This is a genomic window from Enterococcus sp. C50 (assembly GCF_040887505.1).
GTDB lineage: Bacteria > Bacillota > Bacilli > Lactobacillales > Enterococcaceae > Enterococcus_B > Enterococcus_B thailandicus.
Map to the genome: position 1 here is coordinate 25,320 of NZ_JBFOFW010000009.1, position 26,905 is coordinate 52,224.

Genomic DNA, 26,905 nt, shown 5'->3' on the forward strand with positions numbered 1-26,905 from the left:
CTCCTATAATTTTGTTAAAAAATAGCCAATAATAGTGATACCGAGACCTATCATATAGCCCCACGACCACTTGTTATTGGCTTTCATTTCTCTAATATCATCAGCATTGTTCAAAGCTATAGAATATGCTTTTTCAGCTTGATCTTTTGCACTTTCTGCTTTTTCTCTTAGCGCTTCATAGTTATCAAGTTTAGTTTCAATACGAACCAAACGTTCGACAACATCTTGTACTGCTTCATCTTTCACCTACTCACCAACTCCCATAAGAAAAAGACGTACTCAATTGAGCACGTCCCTTACATTTTATTTGCTAATAATTTGTTCCGTTTCTTCTTCCGTAATACAGCTTGGAACAAATTCTTGTACTTGTTCATCTGTCACTTACTCACCAACTTTCCCTAAAATAAAAAGACGTACTCAGTTGAGCACGTCTTAATTTTTATTCTATTATTTTTTTTATTTCAGTCATTTTATCTTTGTAGTATTCAGTTTCATAATGATTATAAGTCAATCCGTCAGGAGACTTCGCTGAAGCCCTATACTTTCTATTATCTGTTTTCACGATATGGGCACGGGGAAATTCATTTTTTAAGATATTAAAAAATGCTTCTGAAATAATATTTTTATTTCTTATCTCAGATGATCGTTTAACAAATTTTTTAATTTGCTCTTTCTCATCAAAATACTCGGTTGCAAGTACAACGTGATTCAAAATTAGTTTTTCCTCTGGCAGAATATTCAATATTTCTTTTCTAAATTCAGTTACTGCTTTTTTGAATAATTCATTATATTTTCCAAAACTATTTAGAGGAGCTAACGTTTGAAACTTTCTACCGTTTAAGAAGGATGTTTTATTCGAAACATAATTTGAAAATGTTACTATTTTATCACCTTCCAAGAAGCAAATACCTCTATCTATATCAGCGTAAATGTCCAGAATTAAATAGTCTATGTCCAAATTTTTAAGATTGTAAAAAAATGAATTTTCAAGTTCATTTTTGACACTCGTTTGAACTGATTTTGGTTGATTCACAAAAATATCGTGGGGAAATTTTTCTACTTGCTTTTTTTGTGTAATAGCAATTAAAGATGATTGAAATTGTGTGCCTGTCACGTCAAAAAAATCTTTATAATTTTTATTGAAATACTCAGTTGACGTAAAAAGTCTTCTGCTATAACAAGAACCTAAAACGAATATCTTAGTTCGATATGTTGACTTAATTAGCGCTTCTCCAAAAACCCCTTTTGAGATATTGCTAGTTTCATCTTTAGGAGAGAATACACGGTACGCGGCTTCATTTTCTCCAACAAAAAAGCTAGCTACTTGATTACTATCCGTAAAGAAATTATCTAAGTAATCTTTTTTTACACTGAAAGTAATTGTGTTATTTTTTATATTGCATTGTGTTAAAAGCATACTTAAATTCAGCATAGATGGATTACTATTTTCAATTGAGACAAACAAGTTGGTAACCGGTAATCTTGTTCGAGACAAATTAAAGTCAACTTGAAAAAGGTAAGAATCATCTGCAACAATAAATTTTTTTAAAACAAATCTGTTTTTAGATCTTATATATATTGATTTACTGCTAAACTTATTTTTATAAATTTTAGCTTCAAAAACACTACTTATGTCAAAATATTCGTTATTTGTATCTTTTATATCGTCTTCATCATCTTCAAAATCAAGAATATCTCCTTCTTTTAAGTTTTTTGTATTATTGATTTTTAAATGTCCATCAAAATATTCTATGTCAAAAGTATCACCATCATCGTGAAAAAAAACATTTTGAATTTTTCTTCTATACGCAACTTTTTTCAAAAAAACAACTCCTAAAAAATATATATTTACATTTTATCATACAAAATAATTAAGAGTTCGTTTCGTTAGAATATTTCCAACCATTTGCATCTGTACTCTCTCCTTTTGCTACTACGCCGTCTATCAAAATACGATTTGCTGGCAATGTGTGTCCAGTGTCGCCATTTAGTCGATAGGCTTCTTGAATCGTGAATGAAGATGTAATTGGTTTATGAATAATCATAGTTCCTAAACTGACATATTTTGTCGGCATGTCCGGTATAGTGCGAGAAAGAGCAGCAGAAAAACTGTAAGTTCCTGCCTGTGTTAATCCGGCTAACGTTGAGATGTCAGAAGAAGCAGTAACTGCTAAGCCTCCGGTTTGCTCCCAATCTGACCATGTAGGTGTACGATTTATATCGAAATTGACCGCAAATTTACGATTTGAGTTATCAGTAAGCTCAACAATCGCTCTCGAAGCTTTTCCATTGCTCGTCGAGCGGATGTAGACCCAGCCTGTCAACGTAGATGCTCCATAAGGCGTATTTTTGACGGTGTTTGCCGTAACAATGAAATAAAAACCTGCCGTAGTCAGATTCTGAATTGTCTCAAATAAATTTTTGTCTGTTCCGGACAGATCAATTTTAGGGCTTCCGTTCGGTCTTGTAGATTGCAGAATGGAATACCCTAAAAGTTCCACAAAGGGATTTTTTGTTTGCAACGGCCGGCTCACTACCTTTACCATCGAATCATCAGGACTAATCCCGTGACTTACGACACAGGCTTTTCCTTCCGTACATACCAACTGTGCAATTACCGTTTTACCATTAGATTCATAGGAACAGATACCTTCCGGTTCCATAATAGTGTCATCATCAACTTCACTAGTAATTTCTAAAACATTTGCATAGTCGCTCTTTTTAAGCGATGAGCGTTTGATTTGTAGTCCGTCTAAATCAATAGCAGTAATCATAGTCTCATTAGAGCCTTGAGCAAATAAAATCGCATCATCCACCATCGTAACTGCTTGAATCTTATATCCGCTCACAATCCAATCACGCATGAAATCAACTGTTTTTAAAAGCACAGGTCCACCATTAAAGACAGATTCATAATCGTATAGATACACTCCGCTGGCATATGTGTTTGGATCTTGACCTTGCTCGTCAGTTTTTATCGTCACGATGAAACTTCCGGTGTTATCCATTCCAAGTTTGTTGCTACCAAGCATTCCAAATGGATCAGACACCGTATTTTTTTCAAAGTTGTAAAGTACATACGTCCCACCTTGACGCGCAGTCGGAAGCACAAAAAGCATTTCTCCAGCCGCATTTTTCTTCCAAGCAAGACCTTCTACATATCCTTCAAGTTGGATTGGAATCACTTGTCGATTTAACAATTCACTAGTCTCAATTGAGTATTTGCATAGTGTGTGATCGTAGCTTCCTGCAGCTGATTGTCTCAAGATGTAAAAGTTCCCATCTTCTTCATCAATAGCTAAAGCCTGCGGAAATTTAGTATCCCCTGTCTCCTCACGAGTACCAACTTTAGCTAACAAAGCTACTTTATCCAAGCTCGACAGCAACACATCTCGACTACCGTCAATTTTTAAATCTGTATTATCCAACCGATTTCCGAGAACGTTGAAGCTAGTCGATGTTTGGGGTTTCCGTGCGTTAATAACCTCACTTAATAAAACACCTCCTGGATCCATAGATTCTAAAATTTCTTTGTTCCCGTCCACAAAATCTTGCCATTCGCCTTTTCCTGTTTCTAAGAAGTCACTAAATAAGCGAAAAAGTTCTTTGAATGTAAACCAGTTATTAGAATCTCTAAATAGCTGTGTATAGATTGATTTCTCAACAGTATAGTAAAACGATCGTGTACTAAATTGCTCAATCCATTCGCCATCGGAATTTTCTCTTCGAAAGCTAAAGTATGCTTCATTGCGCCCAATCATTTGATAGCTATTAGCGGATAGCGTATATTTCATTGTCCCGCTAGTCGCATTAAATACTTGAACGGGTTCTTCCGACACACCATTTCCAGTAATCTCTCTCGCCATCAAACAAAAAAACGGAGTCAAGCCAACAAATGGCTTTATCACTCCGTTTTCTGTGATTTGAACATCGAAAATTTGTGTCTCTTCATCTGCTTGTCTCACTTTAATAACGCCAACATCATAGTTATCTCTTGTTGTCGATAAAGTCATTTTGTGTGTAATATTCGCCAAAATTTATTCCTCCTCTTCAATTATTGCTTGGCCATGAATGAACTCTGTAGGCTCGCCATCAAAAAAAGGCGGAATAACCATAGAAACAATTGATGTGTTCCCAAGATACTCTCGCTCATATTCTGCAACGATTTCACCTAGTTCACCTTTTTGTTCGTAGGTCTGAATCAAGCCGTTTTCTAGTCCTCTCACTACGGCGCAATGACCATAATATTCATGCGTGATAAATTCATCGCTTAGTTGTAAAGAACGTTCAAAACAAAGAATGGAGCCCACTTCTATCTCGTCAAAATCAGGATTGGCTATCACTTTCCAACCGTATTTACCCCAGTGATAAGCATTTCCGATTTCGGAAGCAGAATAGATATCCGCTCCTTCGACTGGCTCCATTTGATTGTAATAAGTTCCAGCACCTAAATCGGGACCACGCATCACTCCGCTATAAATCGCTGCTACTGCATAACACTGTGCATTTCCTGTCGACTGTCCGACTAAGCTTTTTAAATGATTCAATCCTTTTTCATAGAACATCATTTCACCGCCCTTGCAAGACAACGGTCACCGCTTAAAAGAGAACCGAACGCATAACCAATTGTTGAAACATTAACACCGCTGTAGCGACTATCTCCGCCCATCTCAATAATTTGAGTCGTATCCCCTTTATAAGGCTCCAACAGGATAGCAGTATGTCCGTTATTACCTGCACCGTTTCCTTGATTGTAAATAATCACGTCACCAGCTCTTGATTGACTCGTACTGATTTCAGTTAGCCATTGATGATTACCACGCGCATCGCTTGTCATTGAACCTGTATACCATTGCATATTTGCTGGTACACGATAGCCAGCTTTATTTAAGACTAACCAAATAAAACCGGAACAATCCGTTCCGCCATTTTTGTTGGGATTGTTTAAGTCTCCTAAATCTGCAGATGGATGTAATTGAACATAATAAAACCAACCAAGCCAGCTACGTGCGATAGACACGATATCATTGTTTGGTTGCGTTACAGCCAAATCTTTAAACTTGTTGTACCACTCTTGGGCGAACCCTTGGCGTTCTGGATGTGTGCTTGCTGGTCGTTCGTAATTCCGTTCAAATGTATAAGCTGCTGCAGCTGGATCTGTCATGCCTTTAAAACCAGATACACTCGTAGGTTCAACAATTCCTAGCCATTGGCCGTTATACATCGACCAATCCAGCAATTTTGCTTGCCCACTCATCGATGATATTGCATCTGTTATTCCGGCAGCGTTAAATAAGTTTTGGACGTAAACCTTACCGTCCCACGTTGGAGGACCAACAAGCGGATAAGATGAACCATCCCATTGCACGATCCCATAAGCAGGGCCGCCGATTTGGACTGTATCAGGATCCATCGTTCCACCAGTTTCACCTTGAACATTTCCTAAAACCCCTGCAATCGAAGCTTTAGAATATCCTTTTGAAAGTAAGAAAGTCCACAATTCCCATGCAAACTTATCTGCGCTAGTTGTTACTTCTGGTGGATAGTTACCGTCCCAATCGCCTGGGTTGCTAGGCCCACCACCTTGGCCAGGATAAACTTCTTGTCCGTTAAGTCTCAATTTCCCATACACGTTAAGATCCCCAATGTGCATAGTTGTTCCATTACCAAGCATTACAAAACCACTACCTTCTAACGCAGAAAGCAAAATGTATTTACCATCACCGTTCGCGCGAATTACTAGCGCGTTTTCCTCAATTGGTGTTGGTGTTGTCGCATCAGGAAATGGATTACCTGCCGAGTTTGTAGTACCAATTGTCCCAATGTTAGATCCACCGCTATTCCAGAATTCCATACCTTTTTTGGTTAGCTCCATGATTTTCTTTGCATTATTAACAACACGAATAACTCCTCCACTCATTTTCAATTGGTCACCTGTCCCATTGAAAGATGTTTCAAATATATCCGCTCTTATTTTTCCAGCTCGAGTAAAATTCGCATTAAACGTTCCATCAAGTGTCCATGCTGTTTCTGACGAACCATTGTGAACGTCTTGCACTGTTTGCCACTGACCTTTTGTACAATTCTTGAAAGATATTCCTTCACTATTTTCAATCATGAAATGTTGTGAATTTGGAATGTTTGGCCCGTCCATATAAATCGTTTCATACACTTCACGACTGTCACTAATCCCTGCTTCAATTCCGTTCACTTGATAAACTGAGCCACCATTCTTCCCAGCGCCGCGCATGATATCATCTTGATACTTGCCAATTTCAGTAGATTGATAAAAAGTCATCTTACTTTCCGTGAGATCTGCAATACTGTTTTGTGTGCTGGCGGATTGACGAGTACTAGAATTACTTAAGTTGTCGCCTAACCCACATTCAGCTTGACCTGTCAGACGATTTAATTTGACACTAAACACGCGTGTTTGATAATGATAGTTCTTGTCTTTCCTGTGAATTGTAACGGTGTTACCGATTGAATCACCGCCAAGAACAGACGTCTTAAATTGAATAAGCGGTCTGCTGTAAGCCACAAGGTTCTCGTAGGTGAGCTGAAGTAGCTCTTTCGTGTCTTCTATATCTTCTAAGATTAGAACTGTTTCTCGTTTACGTTTAGTGCCATTTTTTGTTGGAATCCCGTGAAGTTTCGTCATTTCTGGATACTCAATCCAGTTTTGTTCTTTTGGTTTATCTAATGGGTCACCATTTGATTTCTTCCATTCGACATCAGTAAATTCAATACGTCTTCCATAACCGTCACCCACTTCTTCACCTTTGCCCCGTCCGATGATTGACGTGTAGACTTGTGAGCGGTCACGTTGACGAACTACTTCTAAAGCGTTTGAACCATAAACAAAGCGTTTATTGGTTACTTCACCGATGCGTGAATAGATTTCAATCCATTTATCCGCCACTTTGTTTCCATCAATCTTACATTTAAAGACAACTTCGCAATTGAATGTTTGCAATTGCTTCAATGCATCTTTGACACTAATGTAATAAAAAGAACCACTAACTGCTTTTAATGCGCTGTCAACATATCCAACGCGCCATTCACCGTTTGTATACGATAAAATCTGTTCAGCAACTTCTTTAACTGATTTTCCGTTTGGGCGCATATCCTTAACGATATAAGCACTTAATTCATCAACTGCAAAGTTAACACCAGTGAATTGCAACATGCCATTTGGATCACTATCCGCAATAATTTTATACATAGAAAAAGACGACTCGTTTTCACGAACCGCCATAAAAACTGCGTCTCTTATTTTTTCATTATCTAAAACAGTAACTGAAAGTGTGTCACTCATTAACTCGCTTTTATCTTCGGTGATTTCTTTTGTTTGGATATCCTCTATGATTTCTTTTTCTCCAACTCCCTTTAGAAGTTTTTGCTCATCATCGAGAAAGTAAATTGTTTCACTCACAACATCACCGTCCTATACATAATTTCAAGATTTCCGTTACTGCTTGTTACATTGTCACCTTGCGCAATTGTAAAATCTTCTAAATTACTATCCGCCCACGAGAGATAAATAGTTCCGTCTTTCCCGTTGACTAACACATCGCCATTTTTGGGTCTAAATTCGACAATATCACCTTTTTTTAGATTGCTGTTCATTAGTTTCATTTGTTTCGATCCGTTCTTCACAGTTATTCCTACACCTTCAGCAAGAGTACATTTGATGGAATCAGGAACAACTTCGTAAGGCGTATATGTCACTATTTTCCCATTTGAAACATATTCTTCTGAATATTTACGTGGATCTGCGCAAAAAATATCGAAGCTCGACACTATACTATTTGTGCTACCGTCAACTGCTTCAGCAGATGAAAAACGGCCATAATAAGTTTTATCAAGCTCATCATTAAATCGTATCGGCACATCTTTTTTGCGATACAAGTATTTTTTTAATTCATCAAATTTCTTCTGCAATTTAAATGAATCACGATCGTATAGTTTAAATTTTATCGTCAGTACCCTAGAAGGTAATGTCTGATTAGTTACGATACTACCGACTTGCACTGATTGAGATTCGATTGAAACGGAAATCATTTCTCTTCCGGATACAGAGAGTGTCTGATATCCTTCTATAACTCCTTCTAACAAAATACCGTCATAATACATAGCAGAGGTAGGAATCCACTCTGGAATGTATTCGTGGTTTTTAATCGTATCTAAAAACGAATACGGATTATTCATTTCCTACCTCCTAAAATTGCATGTTCAAATTAATTTCATTTCCTTGTGCTTGACTGATGTCTTCAACGAACGCTGAAAATTCTCTATTTCCAAGCCGCACATTAAACTGTGCTGGTTGGTTAGTTGTCCCGTAACTAACTTCATGTTGTACTTGTGTCTGAATTTGTCCGTTGATATTTGATAGCTGAGAACCGATATCGAAGTTAGTAGACAATCTATCGCCCATTGAAGACACATTGTCTTGAACGGTGCTAAACCCCTTGTTTAATCCATTATTCAAACCTTCCATAATGGCATTACCAGCAGGGATCAGTAGTTTTCTATCAACTCTAATTGGTCCTTTATGATCGCGAATCCAATCTCCAATACCCCCAACGAAATCTTGAACTGCTTTCCAAGCTTTCTTTAGTCCCTTTAAAAAGCTATCCATGATTGCCTTGCCAGCTTCCCACAGATTAATTTCTCTAAGCTTATCAAACCAACCTTTTACATCATCAATTAACCCTTGAACACTTTTGACTAAGTTGTCCCAAGCTCGTTTTGCACCATCAACAAGTCCGTTGAAAATGTCAATAGTGCCTTGCTTTAAGTTTTCCCACGTTTGTTTTGCGCCTTCTACAAGAGAATTAAAGATATCAATAGTTGATTGTTTAAAGTTCTCCCATGTTTGTTTTGCGTTTTGAATAGTTGTGTCAATAAGGTTTTTAAACCAATCTTTGAACGCTTGCCAAGTATCCTTTGCCCCTTGTACTGTAGCGTTAAACAAATCAATCACTGACTGTTTAAAATCTTCCCACGCCTGTTTAATTCCATCAACTATTGCTTTAGTTGTCTCAGAAATCCATGTAGTGAAAGAATTCCACAAATCTGAAACCGTAGTAGAAATTGTTATCCAAATATTGATTACTGTGTCTTTCAACGCAGTATAGTAACCAACGACAATGCCTATAAACGTAGATATGATGATTTGTATATTTTCGCTCAGAGTTGTCCAAAGCATAGCAGCATCAGTTTTTAGTTGGTCAAAGTTCCCCAGCACCAAATCGATGAGTAACAAAATAGGCCCCATGACAATTGTTTTGATGACTTCCCATGCTGCCCCTGCTATTGTTCCAATTTGCGACCACAAATTGGAGAAAAAAGTTATAAGCGGATCAAATAGTCCAGTTATCGTTTCTATATACGGTGAAACTATTTTTACTACGCCATCCCATGCATCTGAAGCAGTATTTAGAATACCATCCCAAATATCAGATGCTCCTTTTTTGATATTGCTCCATACATCAGCAAAAAACTGTTTCGTTTCTTCCCACTTGCCCATTATCCAATCGGCTGCTTTACTTGGCGCTTCTTTTATCGTGTCCCATGCTTTAGATGTGGCGTCTGTGATGCCTTGCCATAGATTACTAAACCATTCAGAAACACCATCCCAAGCTTTTTTAAACCACTCAGATATTCCACTCCAAGTTTGTTTGAACCATTCTGATATTCCATTCCACAAACCAATCCAAAAATTTCTGAATTCTTCGCTTGTATTCCAGAAGTAAATGAATGCTGCAACTAATCCAACGATTGCGCCAACTATTATTACAAACGGATTAGCTGCCATAACAGCTGTTAAAATCTTAAAGGTAGTCGTCACTCCAGTAACGACAGTTTTCAGACTGTTGAATAAACGGATGGCTGTACTAACTCCTTTTAAATGAACCATAAAACTAGCCCACGCACCAATGATAGGTAACAGTGCAGGTAAAAATGGTTGAATAGCAGTAACTACCTTGCTGAAAAACGTTGCGAGTTTTCCAACCCACTCGACGGCTGTTGGCAACACCGCTAAAATAGCTCCAAAAGCGACTTTAGCGACATTAGCTATTATTTCGAATATTTTAGTAAATCCAGTTACATCGAAACCGTCCAGTCCTTTTTTCAGAGATTCCCACAGTTGAGTTAGAAAATCGATTGCTGGAGGTATATTTTCTGCAATCACCTTAAACGTCGTATTCACAGCATCTTTTATCTTGTCAAAGTTTTCGGCTATCGTTCCAAGCCCAGCACCCTGCATTCCTTCGTCAATAGCTGTCATTATATTAGCTAAACCTTTTACAACAGCAGTTTTAATATTAGAAAATGAAGTTCTGATTCCGGCAGAATTTTTCTTTGCTAGTTCAGCAAAACCGCCAACACCTTCATTTAACTTAATAAGTCGATTGTTAAAGTCTTCAAAAGTGATAGTTCCTCCTTGCAATGCATCGTACAATTCATTAACTGAATTAACGCCTTGGTCCTTAAATGACTTCGCTACTTTATCCATGGCAATTGGCATTGTTTCCTGAATAGATCGCCACGACTGCATGTCCACAGTACCTTTAGACAACATTTGAACGTATTGTTGCATTCCTCGACTAGCATCGGCAGTGGAAGCACCAGAAGCTAAGAATGCATTGTTCAAAGCAATTGCCGTGTCTGTTCCTTTGTCTAAATCACCTGTTGAGATTGCTAATTGCTGCGTGTTGGATACAATCTCATTTAGTGAGGTAGGTAAGCCGTCAATGCCTTTATTTAGTTTGCTCATTGAATTGTCAACTTGATCTGCTGAATAACCTAGTGCTTGCATAACGACCGGATATTTATTTAATGTATCAAAACGATCAATTGCACCATCTACCGATTTTTTAACAACTCCAATAGCTGAATTAACTAATTTAAAAACCCCGATGCCTTTTGCTACATCGAGGATAGAAGTATTTGTTTTTCGTGTGCTACTGTCCAAGCTATTCATAGAACTGTCAGCACTTTTCATTGTAGATGAGAAATTTTTATCTACAGCAGATAATATCGCTTCTACACTATATGATTCCATTGTTTACCTCCTTTCCTCAGGAGTTAACGAACTTAGGTATTTCTTCTTTTACACCAAGTACTGTTTCTTCTAGTTTTTTCTTGTTAAAGAATTTTCCGAAAGTATCAAAAACTGGTACGTCACGCTTGCCACGTTTTTTTGTAGCTTGCACTTGTTGATTCGCCCATGCTTGCAAATGAATTTTTTCTTGCTCATCAATGCTTTTTAAACGATAAGCAGTCATAAGAATTTCGTATTCAGTTAAAGTCGTTCGATCTATGTCGGTGAAATTAGTCATTTCTAAATAGCGAATACAATTTATTTGAATATTCCTGTAGAAGTCATCATCTATTGTTCGATTTTTAGATTTTCTAGCATCTTGTTCGTCTTTTTCTTTGTAAATTCCGACTTTTTTAACTCTTCTAATACTTCATCGAATAGCTTTTCAGCACCGACTTCTTCAACTAAAGAAGCTAAATCGTCTTGAGAGATTTTCGGCTTTTCTGTTAGATTTGCTACTTTTAGCATTTCGACCAATGTTTCCACATCTTCATTAAAAAAATTGGCAAGAATGGTATCTAAGCCCATTTTTAAAGTCAAACCTTTCTCTGTTACTGAATAACGACGATTCATTTCTTGAATAAATCCGAACCCAAATTTAAAAGAATACTCTTTTTCGTTAATTACTAATTCCATTGATTCATCCTCCTAAAATAAAAAGCACTCAATCAAGAGTGCTTAACCTTCTGGTGTTTGTTCTTCTGTTTGTTTTGTTGTATCAGTAAATGCATACTGAACTGCACTTTGTTGGTCTGTTGATAAAGTCGCATAACCATCCTGATGCACCATTTGAACAGCGTATTCAATACTCACTTCTACGTTATCTTCTGCAGAAGCAGTCTCTTCATAACTAGAAATAAAAGCATGTGCATACTTAGCACCAAATTTATTAGTATCTCCTGTTTGTGGATCAAGCTTATCGATTACCCAAACTTCTACTTCTTCATTTTCCATAAACGCATCATAAAGCATTTTTAATGTTTTGCTTCCTCGCTCATAAAGGGCAGTAGAACTAAAGTCATATTCAATACCACCAACGGACTGTGCCGTACCATCTTTCGTTTCTGTTGAGTCAGTATTTCTAGACATACCAAAAGTGTGTTCTGTCTGATATGTTACAATTTTCGCGTCTTCTTCTGCTTGCTTTGCCAAATTGCGATACAAAAGAACAACGTCAATACCTTTTTTTAATGCCATTTAAATTCCTCCTATTAGCTTAAAGTTCAGCTCAATAATCGCTCGTTTGAGTGGTGTGTTTGTGCTTGTGTCTGTTACTGTCTGTATATCGCTTGCGTTTGTGTCTAACGACCATGAATAATTGTCGGATGTGTTTACTTGCATTGCTTGTTCAAATAGCGCAGAAGCCATCTCAGACACCTGTTTCCGCTTTGTGTGTAATCCCCATACAGAAATGACAATCACGACATTTCCCAAGACATGAGACTTGTTGATAGAGTGAAGTGTTTGAGTATCTTCAAATTCTACAAAAGGGTAGGTGGTAGCACTCGCTGGTTTGTAGTCATAGGTTTGATATCCCAATGCATTCGATCGTTTAAACATCTCATCAAAGATTGATTGTTCTCTTGTCTTCATCTATTCCACCAACTTGTCCATATCTGATTTAAACTGCGCCTTCTGCTTGTTGAAAGCCGGTCGCATAAATGGTTGGGCTGACTGAAATCTCGTTCCATATTCTAAATAAGGAGCATAATCAGCAGTGGGCTTCACTTTTCCTGTTAAACCGCTATTGCCCACATCCATTGTGATTGAACGTCTTAAATAACCAGTATCTACCGGAGCTTTACGTTGTGCCCCTTGTGTCAATTCTGCTGTGTTCTGTTTGACGATCTGCTTCACATCTTTCATATTTGCATTAGACTTTAGTTTCATTGTCAATTCACTGACGCCTTTAAGAGAAACATTTTTTCTAGTCACCAGTAGCCACCTCCTGAACAATAAAAGTATTTTTCAATCGAAGGTTTCGCTCGGTGATAATCTCGAACTTCTCCGTTTTATTTCTTAGCTTGTTAAAAATCAAAACGTAATCCCATTCTTTTGTATAAGGTCTCAGCAAACGAATAACTTTTGCGCCTTGTTTAATATCTCCGAACAAAGCCTTCGAGCGGTCAGTTCCCAAATCAGTAACATTAGCAAGTTTGATTTTTTTATCTAAAGTTGGTTCTACATGCCCCCCTAAGTCAGGATCATAATAGCCGTCTTTTTCGATAATGAAAGTTACTTCTGTGTCATATCTCATAAGAATCTAGCCACTCCTTTACGAGGAACGCTATTCTCCTTTTGTTTCTCTTTGTATGCTGATATATCATCTTCAAACTCATCTAAAAGCTTTCCGTAGGATATTGACTCCCCTTCTTGCCCATACGAGCTCATGCCTTCGTTCCCTTTGCGATTAAATCGCTTGATTGTACATTCAACTACGATATAGTTTAAAGCCACAGGAACGTTCTCCAAGAAGCCTAAACGTACACATAGTTGACTTGAGATTCGTTTGATAAAGTCAGTTAGTTGTTTATCGAGTTCTTTGTTATCAACTTCAAGTGATCGTTTCACTTCTTCCAAGGTTTCGTTCATGACTGCCTCCTTTCAAAAATAAAAAGGCTAGTCGAATGACTAACCTTTCTTTTTAGGTGTTTTGGCTGATTTCTTATCTGTCTGCTTTTCAGTTTTAATTAGTTCTAAAAATCCTCCGCCAAACACTTCGAGATTTTTTTCAACTTCTTCAAAACGTTCTTTGGTTAAAGTGATTTCTTGGTTTACTCGATAAGTTTCTTTCGTATGAACATCAACGAAAACTTTTAAAACCTTGTATTTATCCATAATTTCCACCTTAGCCTTCTGCCAACACAGTTGCTTGGAAAACGTTGTCTGCTTCAGGGAAACTTGGCAACGCTGTTCCGGCTGCTTTCGTCCATGTTCCAACTGGATCAAGATTAGATTCATAAACCATTGCAAAAATGTTTCCTACTTGGTAGTCGTTAGAACCGCTAGATAATAAACGAGATTCTTCTGGAGTAACACCAAAAATAGATTCGCCTGGATTTTCATCACCAAACATAACAAGTTTATTTTCTGGGAAGTAGCGCTCTTTGACCAACACGCCTTGAGCGTTTTCTTTGTAGTACTTAGCATCATATGTTGCAATCACAGGCAATCCGAATTGTTGCAACATTTGATTCAATGTTCCCGCTGTTGGTAGCAAGCCAGCGTCTTTAAAGTACGCTTTGATACCAGCATTTTGCAAAATAGCATTGCGAACTTTCGTAGATGTTAAAATTCGAGTTGGCATAGTGTCCAACGTCCCTGCCCATGTAGTTAATAGTCCGATAACATCAGTAGAAGAGGCAGCAAAGTCAACTGTAGCCTTATGTTCTGCTGGAACACCGTAATCAACTACTAAATCTAAGCCGTTTTCGTCTAAAGTTACTGTACCGTTTGCTAAAACTTCCATACGCATTTTTTCAACACGAGCATTGACAGAAGAAACCATTGAAAATACATCGTTATACACTTCGTTTTCTAAGAATGCTTGTTCTTCTGCAGTACGAGGATTACGTAATGCAATCAAGTCTTTTTCTTTCAATTGAATTTTGCGTTTGATGAAAGCTAGCTCTTGAGCGCTACGAGAAGCCACGCGAGATGCAATTTCTGCTTCAGTATCAAATGCATGTACACTTGCGATTGTTGGGATACGAGTACCAGCCTTCAAAATATCGAATTCAAGCCCTTGTACTTTACGTGCTGGGAAAAGTGTTTCACCCAACAAAGCGGGAGCTTGACGATTGTTTACATAGTCTAAGACGTTGCGTTGTGAAAATAATTCTACGATATTTGCCATTTATTTTTTCCTCCTATATTCCTATTACTGTCCGCTCTCAGCGGCTGGTAGTGCGATCATTTTTCCTGACGCATCGTAAAGTTTAATTTCACGCATCGCTGTTTGAGCTGCATCGCTTGGTTTAACAGGTAACCGTTCAATTAGAATGTGCCCATCAACGATTACACCTACTGGCTGAGGACCATTGCTTACATCAACATCGTTGATCGTAATTCCTTCGGCTGTTGCATCATTTGCTGGGTAAACTGAACCAGCTGGTAAAACACCATTCGTAACTCCTGCATGCGTATCATCAACCTGTTTTGTGAATGAAATGAATTTTTGAGATTTAAGAAAGTTGATTTCTTTGAATGTTTCTGATTTTTTAACATAAACCATTGATATTCCTCCTATTTAATTGCCCAAGGGTCATTCTCAGGCTTTTTCGTTTGGTTGTTTGCATTTTTTGCTAGCTGTGCACCACGAGAAATTGTTGCGCCGTTTCCATCTAAAGGAACTTTTCCGCCAAGTCGCTTTTCATATTCCGCTTTGATCACTTCACGTTCTGCTTCAACAGATGCTAGATACGTCTTAACGTTGTTTGACGTTGTTTCAGCATCTTCTGACACGATCAGTCGCAGCATTTCTTTCGTAGGCGTAGCGCCTTTCTCAGACAGCATTTCACTTGCTTGTTCCGACATTTTGGATAGCACTTCTTTACGTTCGAACTCAGCTAGTTTTGCTTCAAGTTGCTGTTTCTCGTAATCTGCTTTCTCTTTATCGTCCATTTCGGCAAGTTTGGCAGCTTCGTCTTTTTCGGCACGCCATTTTTCTTCAGCAGCAGTGACAGCTTTCTTTGTTTCAGCAGCAATCATTTTTGCTACTTCGTCACGAGAAAATGTTTTGCCTGTTTCATCACCCTTTGACTTACCCTCTGGTGGTGTAGGTTTTTCCGCCGGCGGTGTATCATTGCCACCATCTGGATTTTCAGCAAAGTATTGTAAGTTCATAGGCATTAATAAACGTTTTTTCATGATTATTCCTCCACGGTTACGCCGCTACCCGATAATTTAACTAGTTACGCCAGTCAGTCGGAACAGCTTTCTCTTTAGTGCCTGTAAGCAGTAAGAAGGCATAATAAAAAGTCGTTAGCGAATGGGCTAGCGACTGTCTTAATCCGTTTCAATATATTTGTATAATTGATTCCCGATACCGAAGTTTCTGATCTCAAAACCTTCACGTTGCAAAAATCTTTTATATATCCTTGCTCTTCGATTATCTTCCCAATGGACTTGAATGTAAGTGGGGAGAGGGTTGCTTAATGAATGCTTGGCGTATTCCTCAAATTCTCTAATCTTTCTTACAGCCCACACAAAAGGATAGATGCCGTCTTTGCCTGTCTGGTGCAAAGTATTGTCACTAATCTGCTTACGCTTGTGATAAACATTCAGGTAAACATTCGCAACCGCAATATTGTATAACTCGTAAAGACAAAATTCGATTTGCGCCGTCATACCACTTGGCAACCGTTCTTTGGCCATTATTATGATGTCACCATCTTCGTCTTTATAATCAGTGAATGTCATAGAGCTCACCTCTACATAGAAGCGCTTTGGAACATGTTTTGATTCATATTGTTTTGCAAAGCTTTGAAGAACTCTGGGTTAGACTGAACCAATTCGGTTATTGATTGCACGGCAGGTTCAATAACTTTTCTAGCAGCTTCAAACACTTCTTTTACAATTGGTTCTAAGACATCAATTAAGTGCTGTTTAACGGCATCATAGTCTTCTTTAAACTGAGCATCATTTTGATACAAATGCAAAATTTCTTCTTTGCTTTTCCCATATGCCGTTTCTAAAAATCTGTCAGATATAACTTGAAATGAATCTTTCTCCATGGTTATAACCCTCTTTCTTTAAGCGACTTCTCAAATGCACCACGATCAACATATGGTGCGGTCGAGCATCGGCAGAACGGATGCATGTTTGGCGCATTTGTTCCTGGTTCCATTTCATCAACATCAAATACTTTTCCGTTAAGAGGTAAGCACAAGCGACACGCTGAAGGCTCAGAAATGAATGTGTACTTTGTAATATCAGCATCACGATAACTTCGCTCTTGTATGCCAATCTGCACTCTAGTCGTTTCTGTAACCATCAAACGCTCTGTATTGAATCGAGCGTTTTCTCTACCTTTCTCGGTGAGGAATCTCGTTAATTCAGATGCCAACTGTTTAGGGTTTCTACCCAACGTCACACTACGTACAAGCAACTTATCCAAATCAGCTTTCAACTCTGCTTGGTACATCCATAGTCGTTCGCTGAATGTTGCAAATCCATCCGCTCGAAACGAGCTGTTTATCACTTGCTCCACTAATTTGGCATAACCGCTTTTAGCGATTGTCATTTCTAGGATGCCTGCTTGGCGTTGCAATTCTTTCATCCCAGCACTGGTAAGTTCTCCTGAAAAATACTTATCCATGTCGTTAAACGTGGCTATCAGCTCAAGTCCAATATTCGCCTTTAACAATTCCAAACGATTGACACGCATTGTAAGGTTGTATAGCTTCAATTCCTTGTTTGCTGTAGGTGAGAAGTCTTTCTCTTTAACATACTTCTTAGCCTTACGAGCAAATGCTTTTACATCCATTTCACTAGCACGCTTCATCGCTTCGCTACGAGTGATTTTCTGCCCATTGGAAAAACTATCCCACTGTGCGTCTATCTCTTTCTGTATCGCATCCTGTGCGTATTGCAGGCGCTTCTTGATCTCGTTCATGCGTTTCTTATCATCTTTAATCTGTTGCTCTTGCCAAGCTTTCTCACGTTTGATGAAGTAATCTTGTGATTTCACTTAATCACTCCTCCAGGTATTCATTTTTTAGACATCGCCAAAGTAAGTTGAAATGCTTGATTTTCTGAAAAGCCTTCTTCAACTAATTTGTCCATTAAAACTCGTAATGCTTTTGCAGTAAGTCCGTACATACCTTCTAAGTAGTTTTGGAGCTTATCTGACGTTTCTGCAAAATCACCCGTGTTCATAGCATCAATAGCCTCAAGTATCTGCTTCATCGTCTTCTCGTTCATCTTCTTCAACCTCCGTATCAATTTCTTTGTCACTATCAAACACACCAGAGCCAGCTTGTTTCTTCAGTCGCTTCAGTTCTTCTTCAAACGGAACACCAGTTAATCGCTCAGCCATTTCACACAATGTTTGATCTGATACGATACCAACCATTCCTGCAATCACACTCATGATTTCTTCATCCGATTGAGGAACATTCGGTGTAAATTGAATTTGGATTTCATTTACTTTGTTGTATAGCTGCTCTTGTTGCTTTTCATCAGAAATAAAAAAGGCTTTGACTGTATCAATCAAGCCTTGTGGTCTATTCAGTTCATCTTTAATGCTCCAAGAGTGTGTAAGCAACCGTAGGCGGCGCATGATAGCTTTCTTGACCATCCGCTCCTTGTTTTTACGATCGTTGTCTGATCCCCATCCTTTAAAACGGAATCCGATACCTGACTGGTTGGACCCAATGTTCTCGTCAGTAAAATCAATAAGAGATGTGAAACGCAAGATATCAGCAACTGTCCGACTATCGTTGGCTTCCATTCCGGCAACGTCATACTCTTTCTTAAGGTAATACGCATCAGGTTCAGCACCTGCAACATTATTGTCGTATATTTTCTTATCACCTAATACAAGCATTCTTGCTTGCATCATAGCTTTGAATACTTCTAACTTGCTGTTGTCACCTTCTTCATCGTCAGCTGTATCAGGGTTGCCTTTAATCACTAGGTAGGCTTCCGATGAATCTTGTTGGAAGTTGGCCATTTCTGAACGTGAAAGGTCATATGCATCGATTGAATCAAGAACACGTTCAAAATCGCTTAAGCGCTCCTCGTTGTTAATCCACTCATTAACTTGAACAGAATCAAAATAGCTTTCTGCAATTCCATCATCTTCAATTATGGCATTTTCTAAATCATCGTTTTCTGCGATGAGGTAATAATTGAATCCACTGTTTGTATATAGTTCAATGCGTGTCCATGACTTATCCAAAAACTCTTCTTTATAGTAATGAACTCCACAAACTGAATTTCTATCTTTCGTATTGTCGTAGATTACAAATGTCTGTTCTGGATCAAATTTAGCTAGCGTTTCTTTACCGTATTCATCACGACCAATCCATTCGTAAGCTCTACCCAAACCAAACATATCGCGACCCATTAATTGGTTATGATAATCTTCGTTCGCTTGACTAGCAAATGCATTGATTTGCTTTGCAATTGTTTTATCACCACTATATTTCAGTGGATTACCTAACAACACACCCAACTTAAACGAAACAACAAAGTTTGCAAAGTCGCTTGCAATACGATTATCTGCTCTTCCGTCAGGTTTCTTTGGGCGATATTTGATATTGTTGTCCGCTAACATATATCGTTTAAGTTGCTGCAATCTTGACACTTGTTTTGTCTGATGATGTCTAATGAAACTAACAATCATTTTCCAAACATCTACATGTTCAAAATCAATCAGCTGTTCGATTTCGCCAGTACGTTGATTTAACATCTCTCTTTTCGGCAACTTGCTAACTGGCACCTTATAAACAAGGTTTGCTTCATCATCAAATCGCTTTTTACCTAAAAGTTGAATATTCTGTTCCACTATATCACCTCTACAATCCTAATTTTTTGAATGTTTCTATCGTTTTTCTAACATTTACTGGCTTAGGTTTATCTATAGTAAATGTTCTAATTAGACTGGCTGCGCTATCTGGACAGTCATCATGCGTCGCGTTCTCCGTATAGTCTAAAATATCGCTCATATAGTCCGGATCAGTATTATCTAACCACAGAATATTGCTCCACTCTTTTCTCAAATAAGTAGTTATCTTAATAAACTTATTCATTGATTCATGATATTCAGAAGGCGTTAAACCTTTTTTTCTAACTTCCTTAGCCAAATAACCTTTGTCAGCATTATTTTCTAAGTAAACACTGCCTAACATAAAGCTATTGTGAATTTGCACGATCTCACTCATACAATCATCAACATGCTTATCCCAACACTTGCCAAACGCAACAAATTTTCCATCTGACAGTTGTTTCATTGCTGTGTAAGCTGTTTTATCTGAACCTTGATAACCAGCGTCTATGTGCGCTATACCTTGTTTTAGCATTCCGTATTCATTTGTATACTTAGGCGCACTGAATAACGATTCAGCATCAGCAATATGTTTTAGTTCGTAGTTAGCAGCAAATAAAGAAGGTGTCATTGCTTCTCTTAAGGCGTTTAACTGTTCTTGAGTTATCAGCCCTGTTTCATAACAAGTGAATCTTTGGACATTTGGCATCATATTGATTGCATCGTCTTTGTGCCAAGGAGTACCAGTGTTGATGAAACGACCACCACGGTTTTTAACGTTCTGAAGTTCTTGGTATTGTAATTTTGTTCTATCTCTTTCCGCTTTACTGGTTCTATCTTTAATATTGACAATATCATCAGTAATAACGATGTCCGCATGCTTACCAGTTAGCGAAGCACCAATCCCCATGCCTAACAGTTGAGAAGTACCTCTTGTTGAACTTTTTAGGTTAGTATCGATTTCTGTTGTAGTTTCTTTTAGCAAAACTAATTCAACTTCGTACAATATCCACACAATAGATTTGAAGTATTTGCTGTTAAGAATTTTAGCTACTTGCAAAATAATTTCTACAACATCAGTGTCTGTCTTTCTCAAAAAGATAATATTCTTATTTGGGAATAATATCATCAAGAAAGCTATTGCTACTGCTAGCGTAGTGGTCTTATAAGAACCACGATGCGCTAATAATGTTTGGTCTTGCTTAGAAAACAAAAAAGACTTAAGCCACTCGTTATGAATGTCTGTTAAGTCTGTAAATCCTACCATATTGCCGAATTTGACCGGCTCGGTTTGAATATAGTTTAAATATTTTGTCTTTTGTGGTGTCATGACGAATCACTGCCACCGAAAAAGGTTTCAATTTCTTTAGCCGTTGAAGCAACATTAAGCGAGCCTGTAATTTCAGTTTCTTTCTTATCTCTCCACTCTTCTGGTTTACGGTTCTTAAGCCAGAATATTTGAGCGGTGGTGTCTGGGGCTTGCTGCTTAGTGATAACCTTCGTCACTCTCATACCGTCTTCTGTCAGCTCTTGGGTAATTTCTTTGAATTCGTATCCTAGCGCCCGCTTGAGCAATGCATTCTCAACTTGCCGATCAACTACTTCTTTACCTCTTTTTAGGGCGTCGGAAATGTCAGAATACTTTTTCTTCCAATCGTAAAGAGTTGGTCTTCTAATTCCTATTTTTTCAGCTATCTGTTCATCGGTGAGGCCATCATGAGCCCATCCTTCAAGCTTTAATAAACCTTCTTTTGTTAACCACTCTTCGTATTTGCCTTTTGCCACGACCTCACCACCTTTTCGCATTCACTAATTTAGTAACTCGTATTTACTATGTCCATGCCATCAAGCTCATAACTTCTAACGGTTTCTTTCAAGTTCGGCAAAGTTCGTGATACTAAAGTCAGAATCAAGTCAGCTTTACCTTCTTCTTTTCTTTCAGTAATATCTACATTCGCATAACAGCCGCCCCAAACTGGTTTAGTTTCAGTGACAGTTTTTCCATTTATAACGATAGAGTTCTCTACCCATCTTCGCTCATTCTCACTTTCCAACGCCTTCTTGTATGCTTCTGCTAGTTCTTTACTCACTGCCACCTTAAGTACAGCCTCATTAAAGTTTTTCATCTAATGTACCTCCTAACATTTTCTTGAATATGTTCTTCATCAAAATGACCGACACCACAGTAAATTAAACGACAGCTATCTAATTCGAAAGGAGTAGCTTCTCTCGTCATTTCGATGATTGAGTATTTCTTTTTGATTTGAACTGACTGTACTGCACGAATTGGGTCATCATCATTCGGATGAGGATATTTATTTGATAGTGATACATACCAGTAGTTTCTCATTAGCAATCTCCTTTCGAGCAAAATAAAAAGACCGCTCAGTGAGCGATCTTAACGCCATTCTGTTTTCCCACATTTCACGCAACCCCACACCTTGTCACAGTTTCGTATATACAAGAACACATAGTCATGGGCGCATTTTCTTCTTTTCCAAAATGACAGTCTTTTTGTCTCTGTAAATCGTTTCCTATCCTCGTCTAGTTGATACATGCTGTATCTCCTTTGTATAAAATAAAAAGACCTTCTAAGTAGAAAGTCTTATGTAATCAAACTAAATTTTGAACTGTCTATCCAGTCCTAAACAGTCGCTATGTACCAGTAACTGGCTGGTCGTCAGTTGTGTTTCCGCACGTACTGACACAACAATAAGCAGCAATCAACGTTGATAGATAACTAACGAACAATTTAGAGGAGTTTTTACACTTCCTTTTAATTTATTTTTTGTTGATTGCTGTTTATCATAAAGAAGAAGTTAAAACGACGAGGGAGATTTCCTCCCTTACATTTTATTTTTGTCTAAGACCTATCACCAATCTTTTGACAATATCATAATATCACCTTTTTTTAGTCATTTTCCCTACGAAAACCCTACAAAATCCCTATTTTTTTAGAGATAGGAAACTAACACGCCATTTCTATAAGCTTCAGCAAATTCAATTAATGCATTTGACTTCAATTTCTCAACGTTTTTCTCACCATAACCAGATATTAAGTCGCCAATCTCAATATTCGAGTGTTTGTTTACATCACAGAAGCTGTAGTAAAGTATCTGACGGCTGATAAGACTAAGCGCCAACAGCCCCGCAACAATCGCATCTCGTTCTGCTTCTACATCAATCATTTGAATAATTGCATCTTCTGTTTTATTGCCATATTTCGGCGCCCTTGGCATGTCTGTTATAATAGGTGACTTAATATCTACCAAAGAGCGACCAGCAAGTCGCTCTAAACGTCTGAATTTTTTAAGTACATCTCTCGCATTGCATCTTGTCTGTCTGAAATCTACCTCTCTCAATAACTGCATCAAGTCAAATCGCTCCTTTTTTATGCTATAATGTCATTGACTAGATAACATTAAGCGCTGAGCGAATTCTTGGTGCTTTTTTTATTTGCCTTAATTATGGTAAAATCACTGAGTAATGAATTTAAACGTTCGTTATACCATATACAAGCGGAGTTGTCTGACGGAAAACGGACAACTCCCTTCTTCGATATTCTGTTAGGCAGCGAGTGGTCAGCTGCCTTTTTTATTTATCCGGATACTGATTCACCATGTCAATTGCTTTATCAATGAAAGCAACTAACAACCCTTTATAAGAAAAACGAGTGTATCCTTTTGAATCAGCAATTTTTATCGCTGGTCCAAACAACGCAATAATGAATATAGCCCATTCTAATTTTGCCATTTAACAGCCACAGCCTCTCTTAAAACTCTCTTTCATACGAGCAATATCTTCTTCAACTTCTCTAAGAACTAATTTTTCTTGAATTAAATCTTTTTCGTCAGCATTTTCACGTTTGATATACATTTCTAGAGCATGTTTGATAATGTGTTGTCGCTTGTATTCTTTCATTCTGCCACCCTCCAAAGGTTAAACTTGTCTGATTGACCACGCGGGCACCGATTTACTTCCATAATCTTTCCATTCTAGCCACCAACCTACGCAAGGCTCGTTGTCTTCATTCCGTCCTACTCTATATCTGACAAAAGCGTCTTCGACTATAAACGGAATGACTTCATCAAGTTCAGACATCTCTTCTTTCCATTTTTCAATTGCTTGCTCTTTCGTGTATTTTTGTTTGTTAAAGCCCATCCAATTATCCCAATCGCCAAAAAACATCTCTGAATCGAATTTGCTTTTTCCTTTAATCATCCTTCTACCACCTCTTCCACTGTCCCACCAATTGTCTGAGCAGTGCGCTCAGCATCTGATTTCGAATCGAACACCTTAATCTCTTTATTGTCATCAGGAATAATCAGCGCACCTCGTCCTTGATATTCGACGAAATAGCCCTCGCCTAGTTTAACTCTGTACAACGGCTCTTTCTCGACCTCGTAGCCGTCTAGCCACGCACGCATAAATGTTTCTGGATTTGCAACAATCCAATTTACCTCATCGATGTGATATTCATCGGTATCTTTCCACGTTTCCCAACAGGATAAGATTTCGCTTAATTTAACTCTTTCTTCTTTATAGTTATCGATTAACTTACCTATAGAAATTGGTACAACTGGTTTCTGTGGTTCGGCTAGTTTTTTAACATAGCTAATCGCCTTATTTAATGCGGTTACTGCACCAATTGTAAGGTCGGATCCTCGTTCACGTTCATAAAGAGCAATTTCATTTTTTAATTCCTCAATCAATTCTTGTTTATTCATCGCTTTCGTCTCCTATCCCATAAATAAGCGCTACAGCAATTTCCATCTGATGCAAACTTCTCAAAGCTATCTCATCACGCCATTTTTTGAATTCTTCGCTTGCTGGTAAATAGTCTTCGTAAGCGCCAATCTCAAATTCTTTTTTCGCTTTTTCTTCGTCTTCTGCCATAATCAAGTCAATACATCCTAGAAAGCTAAGACCGTCTTCACTGTATTTTCCAAAAAATTTGATTCGTTCTTTTACGAATTCTGGCAAGTCCATTTTTGGAGCTCGCACCTTATTTTTTCCATCTTCTTCAAAAATAGTGAATTTATAGATGTTGCTCATCGCTGTTGATATTTGTTTATTCATCGTGTTCCTCCTTCAAAATGTGGTTATTTCCAAAATGGAAAATACCAACCATTTCCTTTTTGGAAACAGTTCACTTCTCTTCAATCAAACGCTGTTTCAACTTTTGTAAATCTCTAATAGCAAGATCTCTTCCACCGTGCCATTTTTCTAAAAACGCGTAATCATTCTTTTCTAACGCTGTTTCGATAGCATTAATTTTTCTCTTAGTGATTTTTTCTGCCGTTTTACTTAGCACTCACTCCACCTCCAACAAATCAGGATTCTCGTATATATTTCCGATGACTTCTTCTTCACCCGTCCAAGCATAGCCATTATTTAATCCTGAAAGATACCATGCTGGCATACCTCCAACGAACGCTCCGCCATATTCCTCTAACCAAACAACTTCGTGCGGGCAACCTCTGCTACATTTGACGATATCTCCTTCGTAAACATCCACACCGTTTTTATCTTTCAGTCCTGTTGATTGCATGAGTTCTACATGTTTGCCCACTTCCCAACAATCACACCAGCCATCTACAGTTACATGAGTACCTTCAATTCCTAAAAAGCTATTTCCTCTCGTATCAAATGCTAAAACATCGTGCATTTCTTGTTCATCTTTCAACCACGCTCTAAACTTCGGCATCATTTGCTGTCCTCCAAATCTTCCGACTTCACAAACACACCATCAACCATCCTTCCAGTCCGTCCTTTGATCTCGTTGTACGCTAGTTCTAAACATTCTTGTACGTTTGTTCCTTTTTGCATGGAAAGAATAATCAGTGTGACGATAACGTCTCCTACGCTATCCTTAAATAGTTCATCATTACTTCTTGCCATCGCAGAAGCGATTTCTCCGAATTCTTCCGCAACTTTTAAAAACTGTGCTTTTGGATCAGCTTGATCTAATCCTTTGTCTTTTGCCCACTGTTCTACTTTTGTGATTAGTTCATTCATTGTTTTTCCTCCATATTTTGTAAGTTCAGTGTTTGCATCACATTAGAATTTATTGAACGTATTGCATTTATAGTGAGTATTCTCTGCCATCGTTCATTTCTTGGTGACCATCGCATTGCTGCTTTTTTTAACAAAGTACGAGTGTCATCAGAAGGTTTTCCATGTGTAGTGATGTAAACACGGTTGTTTTCCACGTCAAAGCCGTATCCAGAAATTTCATCGTGATCTAACTCTTTGTAGAAATCGAACCAATCATTTTCTGCAGACCGTTGTTTTCTCATTCTGTCTAGCTCAAGCTGTCTTTGTATAGCAACTGGATCAAAAAGTTCTCTCGTGTTTTCAATAAAACGAGCATGTTTCCCATCATTTGAATAAAGTTCGCCTTCCAAGCGATGGCTTCTTTCAAGTTCTTTTTCCTTTTTTCTAGTTGGATACTTCGCTGGTCCACAAATCATAATTGATGGTATTGTGGTTGCTTGAAGAATATTGGTTTTTAGTTCAACTACTAATTTGTTGTATTTCATAAGTCGTTCATTCATGCGAGATTCATTTTCTGGTGTTAGAAATTTCTCAAATTGTTCAACAAAACTGATAATGTATTCTCGTATTTCTTCGTTGAAATCTCGTCCTGTTCTAAAAGAAATAAGTGACTCATATCGTTCACCAACCTCTTTTTTCACTTCATAAGCTAATTCAAAATCTTTATTTTTCACACTTTCAAATGTTAGTTTCAATGTCTATCGTCTCCTAGTAATATCCGATTTTCTGAACTTTATTTTCTGGACTCTTGCCAAAACTTTGAGTAGCTAGTAAATCAAACTTTGGTTTCTTTCGTTTTGGATCAATGCTATTTTTATGGACAAGATAACGATGTCCTTTTTTGTCTTCAACGACTACTGTATTTTCTAATTCGCTAACGATTTTGCCTTTGATTCTTTCGCCGTAGATACTCACATATTTCATGAATTACACCTCACTGTTCATTCTTTTCTTTTTCGTAATTTTTAAACTGTCGCCCTTTTGAATCCACGCGCATTTCTCTAACCCTAGTCCAAATAGTCTGTTTACTTAGCCCGGTAATTTCAGATAATTGCTCTGCTGTACCTGTTACTAGAATTCGGTCACCATGCCAAATTGCAATCTTTCTCGGCGTTCTCCGTTTGGGCTTTTCAGTCCACATTGATTTACCGAGCTTTTGGACTTCTGCAACTATTTCTTTGTCTTCTTGCCAAGATTCTGACTTGGTTAATTCAGCAATTCTTTTCATTGCTGCTTTCTTATCCACG

General features: G+C 38.0%; 39 protein-coding genes and 1 pseudogene. All 40 read right to left on the reverse strand.

The genetic code is table 11. The features are described 5' to 3' along the window. Positions 1-3: 3 nt before the first annotated feature. The 40 genes and pseudogenes from AB3I20_RS10905 to AB3I20_RS11100 all read right to left on the reverse strand — a co-directional run bounded on the left by AB3I20_RS10905 (position 4) and on the right by AB3I20_RS11100 (position 26,904). Positions 4-246: a hemolysin XhlA family protein gene (locus AB3I20_RS10905; RefSeq protein ID WP_137206670.1), complete on the reverse strand. Its 243-nt coding sequence runs from the start codon at positions 244-246 to the stop codon at positions 4-6. Positions 247-303: 57 nt separating this feature from the next. Further along, a pseudogene (locus AB3I20_RS10910) lies at positions 304-378 on the reverse strand (XkdX family protein); the annotation flags it as partial. Between the two features lie 61 nt (positions 379-439). Further along, complete coding sequence (locus tag AB3I20_RS10915) at positions 440-1,822, reverse strand: DUF6270 domain-containing protein (protein WP_368027318.1); 1,383 nt, start codon at positions 1,820-1,822, stop codon at positions 440-442. A gap of 49 nt (positions 1,823-1,871) precedes the next feature. Further along, entirely contained in the window at positions 1,872-4,034 is a 2,163-nt protein-coding gene (locus AB3I20_RS10920; RefSeq protein WP_368027319.1) for a phage baseplate upper protein, read from the reverse strand. Positions 4,035-4,037: 3 nt separating this feature from the next. Next, positions 4,038-4,565, reverse strand: a complete 528-nt coding sequence (locus tag AB3I20_RS10925) for a CHAP domain-containing protein (protein ID WP_368027320.1) — start codon at positions 4,563-4,565, stop codon at positions 4,038-4,040. Then, positions 4,565-7,435, reverse strand: coding sequence for a phage tail spike protein (locus tag AB3I20_RS10930; RefSeq protein WP_368027321.1), 2,871 nt, complete (start codon positions 7,433-7,435; stop codon positions 4,565-4,567). Before AB3I20_RS10930 ends, AB3I20_RS10925 begins: the two co-directional genes overlap by 1 nt. Further along, entirely contained in the window at positions 7,432-8,211 is a 780-nt protein-coding gene (locus AB3I20_RS10935; protein WP_368027322.1) for a distal tail protein Dit, read from the reverse strand. The genes AB3I20_RS10930 and AB3I20_RS10935 overlap by 4 nt, the downstream gene beginning before the upstream one ends. Positions 8,212-8,221: 10 nt before the next feature. Then, positions 8,222-11,071, reverse strand: a complete 2,850-nt coding sequence (locus AB3I20_RS10940) for a tape measure protein (protein ID WP_368027323.1) — start codon at positions 11,069-11,071, stop codon at positions 8,222-8,224. A gap of 16 nt (positions 11,072-11,087) precedes the next feature. After that, positions 11,088-11,294 (reverse strand): hypothetical protein, encoded by a 207-nt coding sequence (locus AB3I20_RS10945; RefSeq protein ID WP_368027324.1) that lies wholly within the window; start codon positions 11,292-11,294, stop codon positions 11,088-11,090. Positions 11,295-11,398: 104 nt separating this feature from the next. Continuing rightward, entirely contained in the window at positions 11,399-11,746 is a 348-nt protein-coding gene (locus tag AB3I20_RS10950; protein ID WP_368027325.1) for a tail assembly chaperone, read from the reverse strand. Between the two features lie 42 nt (positions 11,747-11,788). Continuing rightward, positions 11,789-12,307, reverse strand: a complete 519-nt coding sequence (locus AB3I20_RS10955) for a phage major tail protein, TP901-1 family (protein WP_368027326.1) — start codon at positions 12,305-12,307, stop codon at positions 11,789-11,791. After that, positions 12,308-12,703: a phage capsid protein gene (locus tag AB3I20_RS10960; RefSeq protein WP_368027327.1), complete on the reverse strand. Its 396-nt coding sequence runs from the start codon at positions 12,701-12,703 to the stop codon at positions 12,308-12,310. Next, positions 12,704-13,045: an HK97-gp10 family putative phage morphogenesis protein gene (locus AB3I20_RS10965; protein WP_368027328.1), complete on the reverse strand. Its 342-nt coding sequence runs from the start codon at positions 13,043-13,045 to the stop codon at positions 12,704-12,706. Continuing rightward, the gene (locus tag AB3I20_RS10970) at positions 13,038-13,367 is read right to left on the reverse strand and encodes a hypothetical protein (RefSeq protein ID WP_368027329.1); all 330 of its coding nucleotides are present in this window, start codon (positions 13,365-13,367) and stop codon (positions 13,038-13,040) included. The genes AB3I20_RS10965 and AB3I20_RS10970 overlap by 8 nt, the downstream gene beginning before the upstream one ends. Continuing rightward, positions 13,364-13,702 (reverse strand): phage head-tail connector protein, encoded by a 339-nt coding sequence (locus AB3I20_RS10975; RefSeq protein WP_368027330.1) that lies wholly within the window; start codon positions 13,700-13,702, stop codon positions 13,364-13,366. The genes AB3I20_RS10970 and AB3I20_RS10975 overlap by 4 nt, the downstream gene beginning before the upstream one ends. Positions 13,703-13,741: 39 nt before the next feature. Beyond that, a complete protein-coding gene (locus AB3I20_RS10980; protein ID WP_368027331.1) occupies positions 13,742-13,948 on the reverse strand; it encodes a hypothetical protein in 207 nt (68 codons plus the stop codon). Positions 13,949-13,958: 10 nt separating this feature from the next. After that, the gene (locus AB3I20_RS10985) at positions 13,959-14,966 is read right to left on the reverse strand and encodes a major capsid protein (protein WP_368027332.1); all 1,008 of its coding nucleotides are present in this window, start codon (positions 14,964-14,966) and stop codon (positions 13,959-13,961) included. 24 nt (positions 14,967-14,990) lie between these two features. Beyond that, a complete protein-coding gene (locus AB3I20_RS10990) occupies positions 14,991-15,344 on the reverse strand; it encodes a hypothetical protein (RefSeq protein ID WP_368027333.1) in 354 nt (117 codons plus the stop codon). A gap of 11 nt (positions 15,345-15,355) precedes the next feature. Continuing rightward, positions 15,356-15,979 (reverse strand): DUF4355 domain-containing protein, encoded by a 624-nt coding sequence (locus tag AB3I20_RS10995; protein ID WP_368027334.1) that lies wholly within the window; start codon positions 15,977-15,979, stop codon positions 15,356-15,358. Between the two features lie 138 nt (positions 15,980-16,117). After that, the gene (locus AB3I20_RS11000) at positions 16,118-16,531 is read right to left on the reverse strand and encodes a hypothetical protein (protein ID WP_368027335.1); all 414 of its coding nucleotides are present in this window, start codon (positions 16,529-16,531) and stop codon (positions 16,118-16,120) included. An 11-nt stretch (positions 16,532-16,542) separates the two neighbouring features. Continuing rightward, positions 16,543-16,845, reverse strand: coding sequence for a hypothetical protein (locus AB3I20_RS11005; RefSeq protein ID WP_368027336.1), 303 nt, complete (start codon positions 16,843-16,845; stop codon positions 16,543-16,545). Between the two features lie 2 nt (positions 16,846-16,847). Further along, positions 16,848-17,801, reverse strand: coding sequence for a minor capsid protein (locus AB3I20_RS11010; RefSeq protein WP_368027337.1), 954 nt, complete (start codon positions 17,799-17,801; stop codon positions 16,848-16,850). Between the two features lie 20 nt (positions 17,802-17,821). Further along, a complete protein-coding gene (locus tag AB3I20_RS11015) occupies positions 17,822-18,034 on the reverse strand; it encodes a hypothetical protein (protein ID WP_368027338.1) in 213 nt (70 codons plus the stop codon). Beyond that, a complete protein-coding gene (locus AB3I20_RS11020) occupies positions 18,003-19,622 on the reverse strand; it encodes a phage portal protein (protein WP_368027339.1) in 1,620 nt (539 codons plus the stop codon). Before AB3I20_RS11020 ends, AB3I20_RS11015 begins: the two co-directional genes overlap by 32 nt. Positions 19,623-19,632: 10 nt before the next feature. Next, positions 19,633-20,931, reverse strand: a complete 1,299-nt coding sequence (locus AB3I20_RS11025; RefSeq protein WP_368027340.1) for a hypothetical protein — start codon at positions 20,929-20,931, stop codon at positions 19,633-19,635. Beyond that, on the reverse strand, positions 20,928-21,386 hold the full coding sequence (locus AB3I20_RS11030; RefSeq protein WP_368027341.1) for a transposase: 459 nt from the start codon (positions 21,384-21,386) through the stop codon (positions 20,928-20,930). Before AB3I20_RS11030 ends, AB3I20_RS11025 begins: the two co-directional genes overlap by 4 nt. Before the next feature lie 29 nt (positions 21,387-21,415). Further along, a complete protein-coding gene (locus AB3I20_RS11035; RefSeq protein WP_368027342.1) occupies positions 21,416-21,727 on the reverse strand; it encodes a hypothetical protein in 312 nt (103 codons plus the stop codon). Next, positions 21,724-21,951: a hypothetical protein gene (locus AB3I20_RS11040; RefSeq protein ID WP_368027343.1), complete on the reverse strand. Its 228-nt coding sequence runs from the start codon at positions 21,949-21,951 to the stop codon at positions 21,724-21,726. Before AB3I20_RS11040 ends, AB3I20_RS11035 begins: the two co-directional genes overlap by 4 nt. Before the next feature lie 604 nt (positions 21,952-22,555). Beyond that, on the reverse strand, positions 22,556-22,972 hold the full coding sequence (locus tag AB3I20_RS11045) for an ArpU family phage packaging/lysis transcriptional regulator (RefSeq protein ID WP_368027381.1): 417 nt from the start codon (positions 22,970-22,972) through the stop codon (positions 22,556-22,558). Between the two features lie 223 nt (positions 22,973-23,195). Then, entirely contained in the window at positions 23,196-23,354 is a 159-nt protein-coding gene (locus AB3I20_RS11050) for a hypothetical protein (protein ID WP_368027344.1), read from the reverse strand. Beyond that, positions 23,355-23,522, reverse strand: a complete 168-nt coding sequence (locus tag AB3I20_RS11055) for a hypothetical protein (protein WP_368027345.1) — start codon at positions 23,520-23,522, stop codon at positions 23,355-23,357. An 18-nt stretch (positions 23,523-23,540) separates the two neighbouring features. After that, a complete protein-coding gene (locus tag AB3I20_RS11060; RefSeq protein ID WP_368027346.1) occupies positions 23,541-23,822 on the reverse strand; it encodes a hypothetical protein in 282 nt (93 codons plus the stop codon). Then, complete coding sequence (locus AB3I20_RS11065; protein WP_368027347.1) at positions 23,819-24,328, reverse strand: DUF1642 domain-containing protein; 510 nt, start codon at positions 24,326-24,328, stop codon at positions 23,819-23,821. Before AB3I20_RS11065 ends, AB3I20_RS11060 begins: the two co-directional genes overlap by 4 nt. After that, a complete protein-coding gene (locus AB3I20_RS11070) occupies positions 24,321-24,680 on the reverse strand; it encodes a hypothetical protein (protein WP_368027348.1) in 360 nt (119 codons plus the stop codon). Before AB3I20_RS11070 ends, AB3I20_RS11065 begins: the two co-directional genes overlap by 8 nt. Before the next feature lie 70 nt (positions 24,681-24,750). Next, positions 24,751-24,915 carry a hypothetical protein gene (locus AB3I20_RS11075; protein ID WP_368027349.1) on the reverse strand — a complete coding sequence of 55 codons (165 nt, stop codon included), beginning with the start codon at positions 24,913-24,915 and terminating at the stop codon, positions 24,751-24,753. Continuing rightward, positions 24,916-25,311: a YopX family protein gene (locus tag AB3I20_RS11080; protein WP_368027350.1), complete on the reverse strand. Its 396-nt coding sequence runs from the start codon at positions 25,309-25,311 to the stop codon at positions 24,916-24,918. Then, positions 25,308-25,619 (reverse strand): MazG-like family protein, encoded by a 312-nt coding sequence (locus AB3I20_RS11085; protein WP_368027351.1) that lies wholly within the window; start codon positions 25,617-25,619, stop codon positions 25,308-25,310. Before AB3I20_RS11085 ends, AB3I20_RS11080 begins: the two co-directional genes overlap by 4 nt. Further along, complete coding sequence (locus AB3I20_RS11090; protein ID WP_368027352.1) at positions 25,616-26,353, reverse strand: hypothetical protein; 738 nt, start codon at positions 26,351-26,353, stop codon at positions 25,616-25,618. The genes AB3I20_RS11085 and AB3I20_RS11090 overlap by 4 nt, the downstream gene beginning before the upstream one ends. Before the next feature lie 13 nt (positions 26,354-26,366). Then, positions 26,367-26,582: a hypothetical protein gene (locus tag AB3I20_RS11095; RefSeq protein ID WP_368027353.1), complete on the reverse strand. Its 216-nt coding sequence runs from the start codon at positions 26,580-26,582 to the stop codon at positions 26,367-26,369. A 10-nt stretch (positions 26,583-26,592) separates the two neighbouring features. After that, the gene (locus AB3I20_RS11100) at positions 26,593-26,904 is read right to left on the reverse strand and encodes a hypothetical protein (protein WP_368027354.1); all 312 of its coding nucleotides are present in this window, start codon (positions 26,902-26,904) and stop codon (positions 26,593-26,595) included. Between the last annotated feature and the right edge of the window lies 1 nt (position 26,905).